At 59.9% G+C, this 17,288-nt stretch carries 14 protein-coding genes; 6 read left to right on the top strand and 8 right to left on the bottom strand.

What is annotated here, in order from left to right; all coding sequences use genetic code 11:
- The first annotated feature begins 592 nt into the window (after positions 1-592).
- A complete protein-coding gene (locus tag SBL51_RS11805; RefSeq protein WP_317931139.1) occupies positions 593-3,583 on the top strand; it encodes an EAL domain-containing protein in 2,991 nt (996 codons plus the stop codon).
- A gap of 39 nt (positions 3,584-3,622) precedes the next feature.
- Here the strand turns inward: SBL51_RS11805 and SBL51_RS11800 are convergent, their stop codons facing one another.
- Positions 3,623-4,936 (bottom strand): hypothetical protein, encoded by a 1,314-nt coding sequence (locus tag SBL51_RS11800; protein ID WP_317931138.1) that lies wholly within the window; start codon positions 4,934-4,936, stop codon positions 3,623-3,625.
- A 104-nt stretch (positions 4,937-5,040) separates the two neighbouring features.
- On the opposite strand from SBL51_RS11800, the gene SBL51_RS11795 reads away from it, so the two are divergent.
- Both SBL51_RS11795 and SBL51_RS11790 read left to right on the top strand, forming a co-directional pair.
- Positions 5,041-5,715 carry a TetR/AcrR family transcriptional regulator gene (locus SBL51_RS11795; RefSeq protein WP_317931137.1) on the top strand — a complete coding sequence of 225 codons (675 nt, stop codon included), beginning with the start codon at positions 5,041-5,043 and terminating at the stop codon, positions 5,713-5,715.
- A gap of 32 nt (positions 5,716-5,747) precedes the next feature.
- Positions 5,748-6,218 (top strand): hypothetical protein, encoded by a 471-nt coding sequence (locus SBL51_RS11790; RefSeq protein ID WP_317931136.1) that lies wholly within the window; start codon positions 5,748-5,750, stop codon positions 6,216-6,218.
- A gap of 705 nt (positions 6,219-6,923) precedes the next feature.
- On the opposite strand, the gene SBL51_RS11785 is transcribed toward SBL51_RS11790, so the two are convergent.
- From SBL51_RS11785 to SBL51_RS11765, 5 genes are all read right to left on the bottom strand, one after another.
- Positions 6,924-7,232 (bottom strand): thiosulfate sulfurtransferase GlpE, encoded by a 309-nt coding sequence (locus tag SBL51_RS11785; RefSeq protein WP_317931135.1) that lies wholly within the window; start codon positions 7,230-7,232, stop codon positions 6,924-6,926.
- A 703-nt stretch (positions 7,233-7,935) separates the two neighbouring features.
- Positions 7,936-8,376 (bottom strand): cyanase, encoded by a 441-nt coding sequence (gene cynS / locus SBL51_RS11780; RefSeq protein ID WP_317931134.1) that lies wholly within the window; start codon positions 8,374-8,376, stop codon positions 7,936-7,938.
- Between the two features lie 166 nt (positions 8,377-8,542).
- A complete protein-coding gene (locus SBL51_RS11775) occupies positions 8,543-10,057 on the bottom strand; it encodes a glycosyltransferase (protein WP_317931132.1) in 1,515 nt (504 codons plus the stop codon).
- A gap of 6 nt (positions 10,058-10,063) precedes the next feature.
- Entirely contained in the window at positions 10,064-11,701 is a 1,638-nt protein-coding gene (locus tag SBL51_RS11770) for a PilZ domain-containing protein (RefSeq protein ID WP_317931130.1), read from the bottom strand.
- 463 nt (positions 11,702-12,164) lie between these two features.
- Positions 12,165-12,710: a flavodoxin gene (locus SBL51_RS11765; RefSeq protein WP_317931129.1), complete on the bottom strand. Its 546-nt coding sequence runs from the start codon at positions 12,708-12,710 to the stop codon at positions 12,165-12,167.
- A gap of 285 nt (positions 12,711-12,995) precedes the next feature.
- Here SBL51_RS11765 and SBL51_RS11760 point away from each other — a divergent pair, with 285 nt between their 5' ends.
- Positions 12,996-13,265 carry a hypothetical protein gene (locus tag SBL51_RS11760; RefSeq protein WP_317931128.1) on the top strand — a complete coding sequence of 90 codons (270 nt, stop codon included), beginning with the start codon at positions 12,996-12,998 and terminating at the stop codon, positions 13,263-13,265.
- Positions 13,266-13,275: 10 nt separating this feature from the next.
- Here the strand turns inward: SBL51_RS11760 and SBL51_RS11755 are convergent, their stop codons facing one another.
- Both SBL51_RS11755 and SBL51_RS11750 read right to left on the bottom strand, forming a co-directional pair.
- Positions 13,276-14,172, bottom strand: coding sequence for an alpha/beta hydrolase (locus SBL51_RS11755; RefSeq protein WP_317931127.1), 897 nt, complete (start codon positions 14,170-14,172; stop codon positions 13,276-13,278).
- Between the two features lie 71 nt (positions 14,173-14,243).
- On the bottom strand, positions 14,244-14,945 hold the full coding sequence (locus SBL51_RS11750) for a ComF family protein (protein WP_317931125.1): 702 nt from the start codon (positions 14,943-14,945) through the stop codon (positions 14,244-14,246).
- A 103-nt stretch (positions 14,946-15,048) separates the two neighbouring features.
- On the opposite strand from SBL51_RS11750, the gene bioB reads away from it, so the two are divergent.
- Positions 15,049-16,098, top strand: a complete 1,050-nt coding sequence (gene bioB, locus SBL51_RS11745; RefSeq protein ID WP_317931124.1) for a biotin synthase BioB — start codon at positions 15,049-15,051, stop codon at positions 16,096-16,098.
- The gene (gene bioF, locus SBL51_RS11740; protein WP_411860472.1) at positions 16,099-17,277 is read left to right on the top strand and encodes an 8-amino-7-oxononanoate synthase; all 1,179 of its coding nucleotides are present in this window, start codon (positions 16,099-16,101) and stop codon (positions 17,275-17,277) included. It abuts the gene before it with no gap.
- Positions 17,278-17,288 lie beyond the last annotated feature (11 nt).

The raw sequence follows: 17,288 nt of genomic DNA, 5'->3' as shown, positions 1-17,288 counted from the left end.
GGCGGTGGCCTCTGTGCCAAATTCTATCTCTGCGGTGGTGGACCTTGCGGGCGATCGCCGATCGCCCCTACGGAATATCATCCGCTCCGGTGTTGTGCTCTTACCGTCGGGGGGCCGGCGGTGGCCTCTGTGCCAAATTCTATCTCTGCGGTGGTGGACCTTGCGGGCGATCGCCGATCGCCCCTACGGAATATCATCCGCTCCGGTGTTGTGCTCTTACCGTCGGGGGGCCGGCGGTGGCCTATGTGCCGCGGTGGTGATGGCCATTGCGGGCGATCGCCGATCGCCCCTACGAAAACTCACGCTTCCTGGTGTTCTCACCATACCGTCGGGGCGACCGGCGGTCGCCCCTGTGCGAAATTTCATCTCCTGATGATTGCGTCCATCGGGGACGCTCGCTGATCGCTCCTACGGATAACTATTCATTGGTGTTGATAATTCTCGACCTTGAATTGGTGTCACCATCTGCAACCGGTATTTGATACACTCCCTGGCAACCGTCCCAAAAATAATAGAATTGCATCGCGGTATTAGGGTTAACAGGCTCGGCTAACATCCCATTCATAACTTAAATAACTCCGGCTGTAACAGTTTGAATCCATCGCAACCTTTTGGCTTCGGCCGCTTTTTACTGCGCTTCTCCCCACGTTTAGCGGCGTTGATCACCTTTGGTTTGAGTCTGATCTGGACCTTGGCCGTGGTTGCTATTCTTGACTCCCTGCGCCTGGAGTCGGCCCGCGCCAAGGCGATCAATGCCGCGTCTAACCGGGCCAATGAGTTGAAGTTATCGATGGAGCGGGCTGCCTCAGCCACCTACGCACTGGCGGCTTTGGTTGAACGCAGCGGTGGCTTGATCAGCGACTTCGACGATTTCGCCAAGGCACTGATGCCCTCCTTTCCCGGGGCCACGGGCATGGCCGTGGTGCCCAATGGTGTTGTTGCCCAAATCTGCTGCTACTTCGATACCAAGCCGCTTATCGGCAGTGATCTCTTTTCTGACCCACAACAGCAGGTCGATAGCAAACAGAGCCGAGACAGCGGTGAGCTGACCCTGGTCGGCCCCATTAGCTTTCCTGGCGGCAGGACTGGTCTGGTGGCCCGTTTACCGATTTTTCAGGAGGATGGCGACAAGCGGGAGTTCTGGGGGTTTGTCGATGTCGGTATGCGTCTGGATGGCATCCTAGCAGCCGCCCGTCTGGTAGAGCGCTCCGATGAGCAGTATCAGTTTCTGCTTTGGCGTAACAGCAGCGGTGACGGCTCCCGGCAGATTATTGCCCGCTCTGGCGAGCGCCCGTTGCGCAACCCCGTTCGTCAGGCGGTGCCAATGTTCAACAGTGATTGGCAACTGGAGCTGGAGCCGGTGGGCGGCTGGCACAATCCGCTGTTGCTGCTGGTCAATAGCGCGCTGGCGGTGATCGCCAGTGGTCTGTTTGCCTTTTTGGCGCTCCTGTCTATGCAACTTAAGCGGCAGGGGGTTGGCCTACAGGCACAGGTGCACGCTGGCGAGGCCAAGGTCGACACCGCCCATCAACAGCTCAAAGCCACCTTCGACAGCATGCCGGATCTGGCCTGGCTCAAGGATGAGCAGGGGGTCTATCTCAACTGCAACAGTCGTATGGAGGCGCTGTTCGGCCGGCCCAAGAGTGAAATTTTGGGCCATACCGACTACGACCTCGTTGATCGGGAGCTGGCCGACTTCTTCCGTGTTCACGACCTGAAAGCAATTGCTGCCGGCTCGCCGCAGATCAACGAAGAGTGGCTAACCTTTGCTGGCGAAGAGTTTTATGGCCTGTTTGAGACCATTAAAACACCGCTGCGCGATGCCGATGGACGATTGATTGGTGTACTGGGGGTGGACCGGAATATTACCGAGCACAAGCGTCGGGCGGAGGCGCTAGCAGAGAGCGAGCTGCGTCTGCGGGTCACCCTGGAGTCCACTCGTATCGGCATCTGGGATTGGGATCTGGAAAACGACATCTGGACCGCCTCCGCCGCCTACTTCAACATTCTAGGGTTGGAGCCGGTCGAAGGGCCGGCCGATCGCCAGAAGGTGCTGGCGTCGGTGCACCCGGATGACCGCCCCATCCTGGTTGAGTGCCTACAGAACGCGCTCGGTAAAACTGTCTCCAGCTATGAGTACGAGGCCCGTTTCCTCCATGCCGACGGCCAGTATCGCTGGCTCGGTGTGCGCGGCCAGGTGGTCGAGCGTTCGGCTGAAGGGCTGCCCACTCGACTGGTGGGGGTTCGTATCGATATCGATGCCCTTAAACGGGCTGAAGAGAAGGTGCACTGGTTGGCTCATTACGACGCACTCACTGGCCTGCCCAACCGTATTCTGTTGCATAAGAAAGTCTCCTCAGCTATTGCCGAGCAGCGGCTGGTGAAAGGTTCGCTGGCGCTGATGTTTATTGATCTCGACCAGTTTAAAAACGTGAATGACTCCCTGGGTCACAGTGTCGGTGATGCCCTGCTGCAGGCGGTGGCGGAACGGATGCGCAAACTGGTGGGCGAGGCGGGCACCGTGTCGCGGCAGGGCGGCGATGAATTTGTGGTGTTACTCCCCGGCGCCTGTGCCCATCAGGCCGGAGCCGTTGCCGAACAGTTGCTCGAGGTGCTGGGTAGCCCCTACGCCATCGGCCAGTATGAGCTGGTGATCACCCCATCGCTGGGGATCAGCCTATTCCCCGACGACGGCGACGATTTCGACACATTGCTTAAATGTGCCGATGTCGCCATGTACGAAGCCAAACACGCCGGGCGCAACAACTACCAGTTCTTTACCCGCGATATGCAGGCGCTGGTAGCGCGCAAGGCCCTGCTGGAGTCCGAACTGCGCCGGGCGCTCGCCCGCAATGAGCTGGCGCTGGCCTATCAGCCCAAGGTCGAGCTGGCCAGTGGCCGGGTGGTGGGGGCCGAGGCGCTGTTGCGTTGGCACAATGGCGAGTTGGGCACGGTATCACCGGCGGAATTTATCCCCATCGCGGAGGATTGCGGCTTGATTCTGGAGATTGGTGAGTGGGTGATTGCCACCGCGGTTAGCCAGATGCGGGCATGGTTGGATGCCGGCCTGGCCCTGGAAACCATCGCGGTAAACCTCTCCGCGGTGCAGTTTCGTCACCCCAACCTGTTGGGCCGGGTAACGGCACTGTTGCAGGCGGCAGCGTTGCCCGCCCACTATCTGGAGTTGGAGCTGACCGAGCGGGTGGCAATGAACGACCCGGAGCAGGCCATGGCCATCATGCGCCAGTTGAGTGGCAGTGGTGTGCGTCTCTCTATTGACGACTTCGGCACCGGTTACTCCTCGCTCAACTATCTGAAGCGGTTTGATATCTACAAGCTCAAGATCGACCGCTCCTTTGTTCGGTCACTGCCGGGCGACGCTCACGATGCCGCCATCGTTACCACCATTATCGATCTGGCCAAAAACCTCGGTCTGAAAACCGTCGCCGAAGGGGTGGAGAGCGCCGCCCAACTGGACTTTTTGCGAGCCCAGGGGTGTGACCAGGTACAGGGTTTTATCTACAGCCCGGCGGTGGCGGCCGAGCAATTTAGTGAACTGTTGGCGGAGATCGAAGACGCTTGAGCGGTGGTCCTCATTGGGCGCCCTCCACCCCAGCACGGCTTAGCCCTCGTTGATAAAGGCCAGGTAGGCGGCGCTTATCACCTCATCCGGTCGATAGTAGCCACCCACCAGCACGCCGTCGCCGAGCAGGGCCGCATCGGTAACATTGGTGCTGTCGCCAAAGGTTCGTCTGAGTGAGATTGGCTCGGCACCGGCCGCCACCAGGGTGATGTCAATCTCCCAGGGGAAGTTGCCCTCGGAGCGCTCACCCACCAGCCAGCGCTTATCGCCATCGAGCAGCAGTTTCTTGGCCCACTCCAGCTGCTCGCTGCCATATTGACTGGCGGCCACCACCTCGCCGGTGGCGATCAACACCTGCAACAGATAGTAATCCGCCCCGCCAAACTGGCTGTCGCCCAGCTGTGCGTAGGTGGAGCCCATCACCAGGGCGTAGTCTTCGTCGAGCACCTGAATATCGGTAATGGAGTCGTAGCCGAAGGGGGTAATGGGCAGTGTCCACAGTGGCGTGCCGGTGAGCGAGCGGGCCTCCACGGCGATACCCCGGGGGCTGCCTTCACCGGTAAAACGGCCGAGCAGCACGGTGTTGCCGGCCAGAGCTGCGGCGCTGTAGAGATCGCGGGCTTCGGTGTTGGTGTTGCTCATCCAATCGAGGGTGAACTGGTCATTGCTCTCACTGATTCCCGCCAACCAGGGGTTCTCCCAGCGGTCGACAAAGTTGGTGGGGATGTAGATGTCGTCCCAACCCACCAACAGCTGTTCGCCACTGTCGGCCTGCAAGACGCGGATTGGAATATTGGGGTACTCGTTACCCAGTTGCGACTGTTTAATCAGCTCGCCCGCCGCCGATATCCGGCCTACCACCGCATCCTTTTTACCGTAGCTGGTCTCCCCGGGCAGAGCGGCACCGACGTAACCGGTAAAGAGAATACTATTTTCGTCCAACTGCAGGGTTTGCACGCTGTCGCTGCCGGCGCTGTCGAGGTGGTAGACCCAAGCCTCGGTCACCTCATCGGCAGCGTTCAGATCCAGGCGCCGGATAAACCCGCGGCTGTTGCCCTCCGACTGGCCAACGTAGTTGGAGCTGTCGTAACCGGCCACAACAACGGCGCACTCATTGAGCACCAGCACAGCGGTCACCTCGCTGTTACCCGGCAGCTCCAGATCGGTGAACTCCGGCCATTGGTTGCACGGTTTGGTGGTGCCGCCATCGTCGTCGTTGCCGCCGTCACCACCGCCACCCCCGCCGCCACACGCGACCAGCAGCACGGAGCCGCCTATAAAACTGATGTGATAGAGAACTTTGTGCAACCAGCGGGCGAAGTGGCCGCGCTGAAAAAGTGTTTTTTTGTTCATAATGATTGAATTCCACATTTAATGTCTCGTATAGTGACATTAAATTTATTGGCGTGGCAAGCGTTAAAACACTCGCCACGTGATGACTGTTTTAGGAGACGCCTTTGCCCCCCGATCAACCCCCACCCGCTGACCAGCCGAAGCGTCAGTACAACAACAGCAAGCGTCAGCAGCAGGCGGAGCAGACCCGTCGCAACATCCTCACCGCGTTGGCGAAGCAGTTGGTTAGTAACCGTTCACCGGAGTTCTCGGTGGAAGCGGCGGCGGCGGCGGCGGGCGTCACCACGCGCACCATCTTTCGCTACTTCCCCAACCGGGAATCCATGCTGGAGGCCTTGTCAGATCTGGTGCTAGAGACGACTGGACAGGTTCCTATCCCCCAATCATCTGCACAATTTTTAACAATTTCTCACGCCACCTTTCGCATGTTTGAGCAAAACAGCGAGCTGATTCAGGCGCTGCTGCTGTCGGAATTGGGGCGAGGAGTGCGCTCCCGCTTGCGAGAACGACGGCGCCAAGGTAATGCTGCGGCGCTGGATGAGGTGGTCAGCCATCTGGGCGAGGGCGAGCAGCGGGCCATTAAGGCGGTGCTGGTTAATCTGATCTCGGCGGAGAACTGGTGGCAGCTGAAAGGCACCTTTCAGCTGGACGAGCCAGAGGCCTCCGCCACGGTGACTTGGCTGATTGAACTGGTGTTTGCGGCGCTGGCCCGGGGTGAGCACCCGTTAGCAGAGCGCGCCAACCCGCCGCCGAGCGGTGACAACGCAACAGACGAATGACACATCCAACCGTAAACAGTAAGGACGCAATCATGATTCATCACATCTCACTGGCCGTTGCCCAACCCTTGGTAGTGGCCCAGGTGTTGGCCCGCTTCTGGCAGTCCGAGGCGCTGCCATTTCCCATGTACAACAACAGCTTTGTGGTCTTCTGCGGCGAGGAGAGCGGCAGCTGTATCGAGATCTATCCGGAGGCGACCCGGCTTGCCCCCTCCACGCCAGAGCTGCCGGCACTGGTTGCCGACCAGAGCCCACCCGGGGGTGCCTTTCATGCGGCTATCTCCGTGCCGGTGTCGGCCGAGGCGATTCAAGCTATCTGCCAGGCGGCCAACTGGTTTTGCCAGGTTGGTCCGCGCGGTAACTTTTTCCATGTGGTGGAGGTGTGGGTGGAGAACCATACCCTATTGGAGCTGCTCACCCCGGAGATGACCGCCGAGTACGTCGCCTTTGCCAATCAGCGTAATTGGAAGGCGATATTTGAGTCGCCGTCCGTGCAGAGCTAAGCCGAGTGTGGGGCTGCCGGTCGGCGCGACCGCCCGGCGATGGTGGGGATTCCCGCCGGGGTTGGAGATGGTTTGTGGGCGACCGCCGGTCGCCCCTACGGGGGTGGTCGTTTTGTGGCGGTGGATTTTGGGTATTGGGTTTGGTGTATCGACAGGGCTTGCGGATTTTCTCGGGGATACAATATTTCACCCGTAGGGGCGATCGGCGATCGCCCGGCGATGGTGGGGATTCCCGCCGGGGTTGGAGATGGTTTGTGGGTGACCGCCGGTCGCCCCTACGGGGTGTTTGTTTTGCGGCGGTGGATTTTGGGTATTGGGTTTGGTGTATCGACAGGTCTTGCGGATTTTCTCGGGGATACAATATTTCACCCGTAGGGACGATTGGCGATCGCCCGGCGATGGTGGGGATTATCTCCGGGATTGGATATGGCACATGGGCGACCGCCGGTCGCCCCTACGGGGGTGGTCGTTTTGTGGCGGTGGATTTTGGGTATTGGGTTTGGTGTATCGACAGGTCTTGCGGATTTTCTCGGGGATACAATATTTCACCCGTAGGGGCGATCGGCGATGGCCCGTGCATATAGGGAATTACCGCAGGGCGTGAACTGGTATGTGGGTATGGTTTGGGCCGAGTGAGACACAAGCCGTGTCGCACTTGGCACCAATCTCATCGGCGGGCCAATCTCGGCCCGGCTGGCCTGTAGCTTAGACGGTTTCCAGCTTTTTCCAGGCGGTGTAGCCACCGGCCATACTGTAGACCGTTTTAAAACCGATGCCGCCAAAGAACTCGGCCAGATCCTTACTGCTGTTGCCATGGTAGCAGTAGATCAGTACTGGCTTGTCGTACTGACGCTTGCGAATCAGCTGCTCGGTGAGGCCATCATGGGCCAGCATGGCGCCATCAATATGACCTTCTTTAAAGGAGTGTGCATCACGGGAATCCAGAATAACCGGATCATCGTTGGCAATGATGTTCTTGGCCTCGGCGGCGCTAACTTCGGTGTATTTGGCCATGGTAGTACCTATGTTGCTTACGGCGTTGTGATTGTTGGAATTGTTGCAGTTGGAAGGGACCTTCAAATTTCATGCCGGCAGCAATAGTTTCACAACCGTTAAGGATTGCCAATTCTCCCGCAGGTGGACCCACCAATAGCCAAACCCGGGATGCCTGAACGGATACGCCCGTCTGAGGTTTCCATAATGCCACCACCATTCGGGCGATCACCGATCGCCCCTACGAAATAGGGCGCTTCCAGAGGTAACCCCGAACCCATCCGGGCGATCGCCGATCGCCCCTACGCCCAATGATTTACCCTGAGAATGGATCGGGCCCAATTCCCAAAAACCAGCGCCGCAAAATAACCTCCCGGTGATGTTTCGGGCCAGCCACCAACCACCACGGTGAAACGAACACCCGTAGGGGCGACCGGCGGTCGCCCGCCAGAGGCACAAATTTAATCCGGTGTTAATTCCACCATCCGGGCGATCGCCGATCGCCCCTACGCCCAATGATTTACCCTGAGAATGGATCGGGCCCAATTCCCAAAAACCAGCGCTGCAAAAGAACCTCCCGGTGATGTTTCGGGCCTGCCACCAACCACCACGGTGAAACACACACCCGTAGGGGCGACCGGCGGTCGCCCGCCAGAGGCACAAATTTAATCCGGTGTTAATTCCACCACCCCGGGCGACCGCCTGTCGCCCGCTTGGTGAAGTATTACCAGCTCTTATAAGGCAGGAACTTGCCATTCATGGTCAGCAGCACGCGGTCGCCTTTGGGATCTTCGATCTTGTCGACCTCCATCGAGAAGTCGATGGCACTCATGATGCCGTCGCCAAACTTCTCCTGAATCACCTCTTTCAGGGTTTCGCCATAGACTCCGACAATTTCATACAGCCGATAGATAAGCGGGTCAGTGGGGACGGCCTGCTCCCAAACTTTGGTGGGGTACTGCTCCAGGGCGGTGACCACCTCGGCGCCCAATCCCAGGTAATCGGCAATGGCTTTCGCCTTGGCCGTGGGTGCGCTGTTCATGCCCAGGCAGGCGGAGGCCAGCCACACCGGTGACATGGCCAGGTCGGCGCCCATGCTCTCCCAGGTGAGCCCTTTGGCCACCTTGGCGCTGATAATGGTGTCGGTCATGCTCTGCTTATCCATAGTCTCTTCCTCGGCTAATTTTCACAATTGGGGCAGTTTTTCCGCCAGGGCGACTGAGCGTGCACGCAGGCTGTGCAATTGTCGGTGGCCGGAGTGCTCTTTTTTAAACGAACAGAAAAAGCAAAGCAGCGCTTGTGCCAGTTTTGAGGGCGCAATAGGCAGTTGGCTAAAAAACCGAAAGGCGAAGATCAACCACACCCATCATCACGGCGATGGCAAAACCGAACACCACCACCGACAGGGTGTTGAGGTAGATGGCCCAGAAGTCGGTTTGGACATTGTCGGGGGAGTCGATCTTCTGCCGGTTCCAGCGCTGCCGGTTGAGGCGAAAGCCGACATAGACCTTAACGATGGAGCCGACAATCTGGGCGTAGTAGATCAGCCCAATAAAGTAGGGCGAGAAGTGACGGCGCATCAGGAAGATATTGACGCAGTGCCAGAGGCGGGAGAGCAGCACCCACAGCACATAGGTGAAGAAGAAGGTGGGGGTGATGGTAAAGCTGCCGAGAATGCCGGCCACCGGCCCCGAGAGCGAGGTCCAGATACTGACCCGCTGGTCGGCCAGGCAGAGCCAGAGGAACCAGCCAGTTCGTTTTGGCCCCAGCGCCAGGGCCCGGCTGTTGTTGCGCAGCATATTGCCAAACCAGCGGAACATCAGCTGCTCACTGGCCTTGAAAAAGCCCCCGGGTGGCAGCTCCTCCACCGGGTAGTTGACCGCATCCGGGCAGTAGATCATCTCGTAGCCTTTCTCCAGCACATAGAACCAGGTGCTCTTGTCGTCGCCGGTCAACATCTTGATACGGCCGTGGTGCCAGTGCTCGAACTCGTCGTCCACCAGCCGTTCGATAAAGGTCTGGTCGAGGGCGATGCTGGCGCGAAACAGCGAGAAGCGGCCGGTCAGCACCAGCACCTTGCGGCTCAACGACAGGCTGCTCATGTAGAGGTGGCGCTGGGCCATGCGCAGGTAGAACCACTCGCGGATAAACCCGGCTCCCTTGGAGAGGGGTTTGCTGTCGACGGTGAGTGCCCCCACCCGCGGTTGGCTGGCGAAGTGCATCACGCTCTTGTTAAAGATCTCCTGCGACAGAATCGAGTCGCCATCCATCAGGCAGACGATGGCCTCCGGGTCGGGTTGGCGGCGGGTGATGGCGCGCAGGGCTTCGCCCATGGCGGTGCGTTTGCCCGTGCCATCCTGCTCCATCAAAATCAGCTGGATATGGCTGTTGGGGGCGAGCAGGTGAAACAGGTTCTCCACATTGTTGCGCTCCGCCTGGCTGGCCACGCTGTAGACGATGGTACTCGGCACGCCATAGTGTTCCAGGGCGTTGATGATGCTGGTAAAGACGACGTCGGTGACCTGCTCATCGATCTTATAGCTGGGCACCACCAGGTAGAGGTGGGGCGGTTTCCAGTCGGTGGCTTCGGCCTGCCGGCGCCACTTGGGGTAGGTGATGTGCTGGTAGATCAGGGCGCGAATCAGGTGGTTGAGCCCCCAGCTGTAGCGCCAGATGGCAATAAAACCAACAATCAGCAGAAAGTTTTCGCTGTGCGGGTAGAAGAGCTCCCGGGGCAGGGCCGCCGCCAGAAAGATCAGCAGCAGCAGATAACCGGCCAGCGCCAGCAGCTCTTCCTGACGGCTGGCGGTGGGTTGGTGGTTGGGCAGTAGAACGCGGAGATCCATTGGCGGTTAGAAGGGCAGGTTGCCAAACAGATTCATGGTCGCCGCCGCCAGCGAGGCCTGGATAGAGACCTGGGCCGGCACGCCTGGGTCGAGGTCGCCGCGCACCGGCAGCTCAATGTAGACCACGGCCCCGGATTCGTTGTCGAACAGGTTTTGCGGGACGCCTTTGAGGGTGGCCTCGGATTTCACCCGCTCGACCTTGATCACCTGTCCGGTTAACAGATCTTTACGGTCGGAGAGCAGCACATCGGCGCTGTTACCTAGGCCGACCATGGCAATGCGCTCCTGGGGAATCAGCGCTTCGATCACCAGCTTGTCGCGGTCCGCGGCACGCAGCTCCAGGACCGCGCTGCGGCTGGTGATGGTTTCTCCGGCGCTGATACGCACCGAGCTCACCTTGCAGTCGCAGGGGGAGGAGACCACCAGCGAGGCCAGCTGCTGATCCGCCTGCAGCAGCTGCTGTTGCAGCTCGCCAAGCCGGGCCAGACCAAAGGCGATCTCTTTTTTGATCTCTGAGGGGAAGCGGCCGTCGACATCAATGCGCGAGGATTTCAGCCCCAGCTTGGCCAGCTCCATATCGCTCTCCACACCCAGCAGTGCCTGCTTGCGTTGCAGCAGCTGTACTTCGATGTTCTCCAGCTCCAGAGCCAGCTTGGCCAGGTCGTTACCGCGCACGGCACCGGTGTGCGAGCCTTTAAGGTTCTTTTCGTACACCGATTGTTGGGTGGCGTGGTTGCGCTCCAGGGAGGCGATCTCGCGGGTCAGATTCTGCTGGGTGCTGGCCAGGTAGCTCTGATAGCTGGCCAGGCGGGCGTTGGCCTCGGTCAGCTCATCGTTGAGCTGGGTCAATTCGGTTTGTTGGGTGCCAATCTGCGCCTGGATGAGTGCCTTTTTCTCTTCCAGATTAAGGTCGCGTACGACAAACAGTGTTTCGCCGGCCTTAACGCGACTGCCGGCTGTAACGCGCAGTTCACTCACCACGGTGTCGGGCGGTGCCGACAGGCGCACCACCGGGCTCACCACTGAGGCGTAGCTGGCATCCACGCGGAACAGCAGCGAATGCAGGGAGAAGAGCATTACCACCAGCAACAGGCCGCCGATGCCAAGCAGGGTCAGGTAGCGCAGGGTTTGTGCCAGTGGCCGTTTTGGCGCGGCGCCAGGAATCTGGTAGCTCTCTTCGTCTTTCATCTCTTTGTAGAGATCGATCAGCCCATCCACTTCGCCAAATTCGCCGGTGATCAGGGCGGTGGTGACCCGGCGGATCACTTCGGAACGGTGTGGGTTGTTATCGGTAAACTGAATAGCGGCGTGCTGGTAGCGGCTGTTGATGCGCAGCACCCGGCCCTGGGCCTTGAGCTTCAGGTCGAAGGCGTGAAAGGGGAGCACCAGAGTCAGCTCCAGCTCATCGCCTTCGCTGCAACCTTCTGAGGGCAGGCTGATATTGCAACCGCCCACCGAGAGGTCGTTGATGGCGTGGGTCTCTTCCCGGTCTTCGATTCTGGCGTGGCCGGGAATGCGAATGCGTTTGAAGTGGCGGTGGTCGCGCTCCTCATAGACCACCTGTGGCGACTGCTCGCTGGTGGCTGTGTGCTGCGCGGCTGGGGTCTCTGTGTCGCTGGGTTGGATCTGATTGGGTGCAGTCAAAGCAAACCTCGATGCTCTAAAAGTAGGGAGCCTCTTGCTCATTTCTCTTTAGGCTGGTCGGGGGCTATCAACAATGCCCATCTCCGTCATGGAGCCAACTTGGCGCCTAACTCATTTTTCAATAATGTGAATTTAGTCACAAAAATGCAGTTTGGCGAATTTGAGATGGATCTTTTGACTCGTGGACTGCCGGGGGCTGGTGTAGGGGCGGTAACTAAAATTTGATGGTTTTTTGGGATGAATTACCCAAATTGATGATTTTGTGGCGATTTTTTGTTGGGCAATGTGGAACTGGGGGCGAGATTGGCTGGTGAGAGGGCTGAGACGGCCGGTGGGGCAATCGATAAGCGGTCTGGCAGTGGGCATAAGCGGAACCACCCAGTTGGCTGTTGCCAACCCCGGGTGGTCGCATAGGCAGGCTACCGCCAATGGTAGTTTGGCGACAGCGGTTACCGGTGGTTGCTTACAGAGGCAGGCCGAACGTGGGGGCGATCATGCCCAACCAGGTTTTCAGGCGCTCGTCGGTCAGGTTGGATTGGTTGTCCATATCCAGGGCCAGACCGAAGAACTTGCCATCTTCACCCAGGCCTTCGGAGTGTTCGAACTCGTAGCCTTCGTTGGGCCAGGCACCAACGATGGTGGCGCCGCGCTCAGAGAAGAAGCTGTAGAGCTCACCCAGGGCGTCGACGAACTCATCGGCGTAGCCAACCTGGTCGCCCAGACCGTACATGGCAATGGTTTTGCCGGTGAAGTCGGCATCTTCAATCTTCGGCAGGAACTCTTCCCAGCTCTCGTTTTCGCAGTCGGCAGAGAGACCTGGCAGCAGGCCTTCACCCAGGGTAGGGGTGCCGATAATCAGAAAATCGTAGCTCAGAAACTCTTCGGCGACGGCACGGTTGACGTTTTCAGGCTTTGCCATGGTATCGTCGTCGAACATTTTTTTAATCATTTTGGCAACTTTGCGGGTTTTACCGGTATCGGTACCAAAAAATAAACCGATTTTAGCCATGGTCTACTCCTACCTGTGGTGGTTTGCTAAGAGGTTTGTGTCAATCTTGCTGGTGATGGTGCAGGTAATATGCCACGGGCCTAAATTGGCCGGTTTTGGTAAGTTATTGAAAGATAAAGATTTAATAATTTGATTTAGATCATTTGTCGGCTTTGCGACAGTTTCTGTAAAAGATACTTTTTCGCATTTGTTGTTTTTGCGACAGAGTGAGGCGTGGCATTTGTACTCTTGCCAACCGCTGGCCGCGCCCGTTATTCAGGTGTTGGCATTAACGAGGGAGCGTGCATGAAGGGCTTTCTATTCTGGGCGGCAGGCCTGGCGTTGGCCTTCTGGCAAAGCGACCTACGTGCCCCGGATGCGTGGCACGGGGTCTATGCGCCGCTGGCGGTGATGGTGTTTGCCATTGGCCTGGTGGTGTGGCTTGGGCTGCGGTTTGGCGGCCAGGGCAGGCGGCGCGATGGTTCTGACTACAGCAGCGGTGACTACAGCAGTGGTGATTATGGCGGTGGCGGCTATGATAGCGGCGACTGTGGTAGTGGCGACGGCGGCGATTAGCCGGCGCTAACTACCCCTCCTCAGCCCGGCGCACTGAGCGCAGAATGGCCTCGGTGAAGCGGGGCATCACCTCCGGTGGCATCTCGTGGCCAAGGCCCGGTTCGATAATCATCTCGGCATCGGCGATGTTTTTGGCGGTATCCAGGCCGCCGGCAAGGGGGATCAGCGGGTCCCGGTCGCCGTGAAATACCGTGGTCGGGAGTTGCAGCTTGCGCAGCAGCCGCCGGCGGTCGCCGGCGACGATGGAGGCGGCTAATTGGCGCAGATTGCCGTTGGGGGTGTAGGCGCGGCGGGCTGCGGCCAGGTAGGAGCGCCGCAAGGTCTCCTCGGGAATGGTGTACACACCCCCGGAGAGTGCCCGCCACAGCTTAATGGCGCGCTCGACTATGGCCTCTTCATCGTAATCTTGGACGTAGGGCAGTTGCAGTATCTGCCGAACCTGCGCGGTGGGGCCCGGTAGCGACGGGTTGCCAGTGGTGGCCATCATTGAGGTGAGCGAAACGGCCCGTTCAGGATAGTGGCAGGCAATCAGCTGGGCGATAATACCGCCGAGCGAGCTGCCGGCGACGTGGGCCTTGTCAATATTGAGCGCATCCATCAGGCCGATGGTATCGGCCGCCATATCGTCCAGGGTGTAGGGTACCGGCAGGCGCCAGCCAAACAGCTTGGCCATGGTCAGTTGGGCAATGTTGGGCACACCCGCGCAGTCGAATTTAGTAGAGAGGCCACAGTCGCGGTTGTCGAAGCGGATCACTCTAAGCCCCTGGTCGACCAGGGCCTGGCACTCCTGCTCGGGCCAGCCAATCAACTGGCGGCCCAACCCCATAATCAGTACTACCACCGGCGCCCCCTCCGCACCCTGCGATTGGTACTCCAGCTCAATGTCATTGGCGACCACTCTGGCCATTCCCGCCCCCTCATCCACGGATACTCCAGCCTAAAAAAATGCGATTCCACGCGCAAGCATCTGTTGCTTTTTCAATCACTGGGTGTGGGTGTACGGGCCAAAGCCAGCAGGTCGACGCGGCTGGCGCCGGCCTTGAGCAGGGTCTGGGCCAGACTATTGGCGGTGGCACCGGTGGTGACCACATCGTCGACCAGCAGCAGGCGCAGGCCGGTAACTGGCTGATCGATAACAAAACTGCCACGCAGATTGGCCAGCCGTTGGCGGCGGTTGAGCTGTTGCTGGGCGGGTGTGGCGCGGGTGCGCCGGGCGCGCAGGATGGGCAGCGGTTGAGGGGGGTGCAGAGCCTGGGCCAGGCTCTGGGCCTGGTTGAAGCCGCGTCGCCAGAGCTTGCGCCAATGCAGTGGTACCGGCACCAGAGCGTCCCACTCCGGCCAGGGGAGCTTCTCGCCATAGTCGGCCAGCAGTTGGCCGAGCAGCCGCTCGGCACCCCGGTGGCGATGGTGTTTGCAGAGGGTGACCAGGTAGTCGAGGGGAAAGCCGTAGCGGTAGGGGGTATAGCAGTGTTGAAAATGGGGTGGTGTGGCCTGGCAGTCGCCACAGCTGGGTGCCGACTGCGCCAGCGGCAGGCCACAGCGCTGGCAGTGAGGGCCGAGCTTGGGCAGGGCTTCGCTACAGCCGCCACACAATAACCGCCGGCTGCCGGCGGCCAGGGGCGCCCGGCAGAGCAGGCAGTGGGGCCGAATTGGCGCGGCCCGAAGGCGGGCGGTTATCACACCTTGTTAACCTCTTTTCGGTTTTTGGTTGACAGGGGTGGCGGGCTAACTACACTGTCGCTCTTTATTCTTTGCCATTTGTAGTCAGCCATCGAGATTGCCCATGATCGACGTCCCTATCCGCCACGACTGGACCCGCGCAGAAGTGTTAGCGCTGTTTGATTTGCCTTTTATGGATCTGCTCTTTCAAGCACAGAGTGTGCATAGGGCCCACTTTAATCCCAACCAGGTGCAGGTGAGCACCCTCTGTTCCATCAAAACTGGCGCCTGCCCGGAAGATTGCGCCTATTGTCCGCAATCCAACCGCTACGACACCGGCCTGGAGAAAGAGAAGCTGATGCAGGTGGAAGCGGTGATCGAAGAGGCCAAGGCCGCCAAGGCCGCCGGTGCCACCCGCTTCTGCATGGGCGCCGCCTGGCGCTCGCCCAAGGGTAAGGATATGCCCTACGTGACCGCCATGGTGCGCGGCGTGAAGGAGCTGGGGCTGGAGACCTGCATGACCCTCGGCATGCTGAAAGATGAACAGGCCCTGGAGCTGGCCGAGGCCGGTCTCGACTACTACAACCACAACCTGGATACCTCGGAAGAGTACTACGGTGAGATCATCACCACCCGTACCTACCAGGACCGTCTCGAAACCCTCGACCGGGTGCGCAAGGCCGGTATGAAGATCTGCGCCGGTGGCATCGTCGGTATGGGCGAAGAGGTAAAAGATCGCGCCGGCCTGCTGCAACAGCTGGCCAATCTGGCCGAGCACCCGGAGTCGGTGCCCATTAATATGCTGGTCAAGGTGGAGGGTACTCCCCTGGCCGACAACCCCGATGTCGACCCGTTCGATTTTATCCGCACCATCGCCGTGGCCCGCATCATGATGCCGGCCTCCCATGTGCGCCTCTCCGCCGGGCGTGAAGCGATGAGCGACGAGATGCAGGCCATGGCTTTCTTCGCCGGCGCCAACTCCATCTTCTACGGCGAAAAACTGCTCACCACACCCAACCCGGAAGCCAACAAGGATATGCAGCTCTTCGCCCGCCTGGGTATCGAGCCGGAGAAACGGGAAGTGGCCCACACCAGCGAGGCGGAAGAGGCCGAGCTGCACAGCCGTTTGGCCGCCCAGGAGACCCAGGACCGCTTCTATAACGCGGCCGGTTAAGTGATCGCCAGGGCTCTGGCCGAGGCGCTCGAGCAGCGCCGGCGGGATAATCTCTATCGCCAGCGGCACCAGTTGGAGTCGGCCCAGGGGCCGACGCTGGTGGTCGACGGCAAAACCTATTTGGCTTTTGCCAGCAACGACTACCTGGGGCTGGCCAATCATCCGCAGGTGGTGGCTGCCTTCACCGAGGCGGCGGTGCACTATGGCGTTGGCAGTGGTGCCTCGCACCTGGTCAACGGCCACAGCCGCGAACACCACTTGCTGGAGGAGGAGCTGGCGGCCTTTACCGGGCGCGAGCGGGCACTGCTCTTCTCCACCGGTTACATGGCCAATATGGGCACGCTGATGGCGCTGCTCGGTCAGGGTGATCTGGTGGTGCAGGACAAGCTCAACCACGCCTCGCTGCTCGACGGCGGCCTGGCCTCCGGCGCCAAATTCCGCCGTTATCTGCACAACAATATCGACAGCCTGAGCAAAACCCTGACTCTGCCCGGACAACGTAAGTTAGTGGTCACTGATGGTGTGTTCAGCATGGATGGCGACCTGGCGCCGCTGCCTGAGGTAGCGGCCTGCGCCGAAGCGGCCTCGGCCTGGCTGATGGTGGACGACGCCCACGGCATTGGTGTGCTGGGCGAGACCGGCGCCGGTACCCTGGAGCACTTTGGCCTCGACCAGAACCAGGTGCCTATTTTAATGGCTACCCTGGGCAAGGCGTTTGGCTGCTTTGGTGCTTTTGTTGCCGGCAGTGAGGTGCTGATCGAAACCCTGATCCAGTTTGCCCGCCCCTACATCTATACCACGGCCATGCCACCGGCGGTGGCGGCTGCGGCCCGGGCCAGCTTGCGCCTGATTCAAAGCGGCCACGAGCGACGGCAGCAGTTGCAGGCGTTGATTCGCCAGTTTCGCGCTGGTGCCGGTGAGTTGGGGGCGACCCTGATGGACTCGGATACCGCCATCCAGCCGCTGCTCCTGGGCGGCGCCGAACGGACAATGGCGGTGGCGGCCTACTTGGAGCAGCGCGGAATTTTAGTGGGTGCCATTCGGCCGCCGACTGTGCCCGCCGGCAGCGCCCGCCTGCGCATCACCCTGACCGCCGGTCACAGCGCCGACCAGGTCGAGCAACTACTGGCGGCCCTGGCCGAGGCTCTGGTCCGCTACCCGGCCACTGCCACCGATTAAACCCTTGCCAG

Source organism: Halioxenophilus sp. WMMB6 (assembly GCF_033283405.1).
GTDB lineage: Bacteria > Pseudomonadota > Gammaproteobacteria > Pseudomonadales > Cellvibrionaceae > Halioxenophilus.
Note: the sequence above shows the minus strand (reverse complement) of the source record. Positions and strands in the feature narration are given on the sequence as shown.

What these genes read in the sequence shown, in the direction of transcription:
- SBL51_RS11800 (WP_317931138.1), bottom strand. Translation starts at nt 4,936, where the DNA reads ATGAACAAAAAAACACTTTTTCAGCGCGGCCACTTCGCCCGCTGGTTG.
- SBL51_RS11790 (WP_317931136.1), top strand. Translation starts at nt 5,748, where the DNA reads ATGATTCATCACATCTCACTGGCCGTTGCCCAACCCTTGGTAGTGGCC.
- SBL51_RS11785 (WP_317931135.1), bottom strand. Translation starts at nt 7,232, where the DNA reads ATGGCCAAATACACCGAAGTTAGCGCCGCCGAGGCCAAGAACATCATT.
- cynS (WP_317931134.1), bottom strand. Translation starts at nt 8,376, where the DNA reads ATGGATAAGCAGAGCATGACCGACACCATTATCAGCGCCAAGGTGGCC.
- SBL51_RS11775 (WP_317931132.1), bottom strand. Translation starts at nt 10,057, where the DNA reads ATGGATCTCCGCGTTCTACTGCCCAACCACCAACCCACCGCCAGCCGT.
- SBL51_RS11765 (WP_317931129.1), bottom strand. Translation starts at nt 12,710, where the DNA reads ATGGCTAAAATCGGTTTATTTTTTGGTACCGATACCGGTAAAACCCGC.
- SBL51_RS11760 (WP_317931128.1), top strand. Translation starts at nt 12,996, where the DNA reads ATGAAGGGCTTTCTATTCTGGGCGGCAGGCCTGGCGTTGGCCTTCTGG.
- SBL51_RS11755 (WP_317931127.1), bottom strand. Translation starts at nt 14,172, where the DNA reads ATGGCCAGAGTGGTCGCCAATGACATTGAGCTGGAGTACCAATCGCAG.
- bioB (WP_317931124.1), top strand. Translation starts at nt 15,049, where the DNA reads ATGATCGACGTCCCTATCCGCCACGACTGGACCCGCGCAGAAGTGTTA.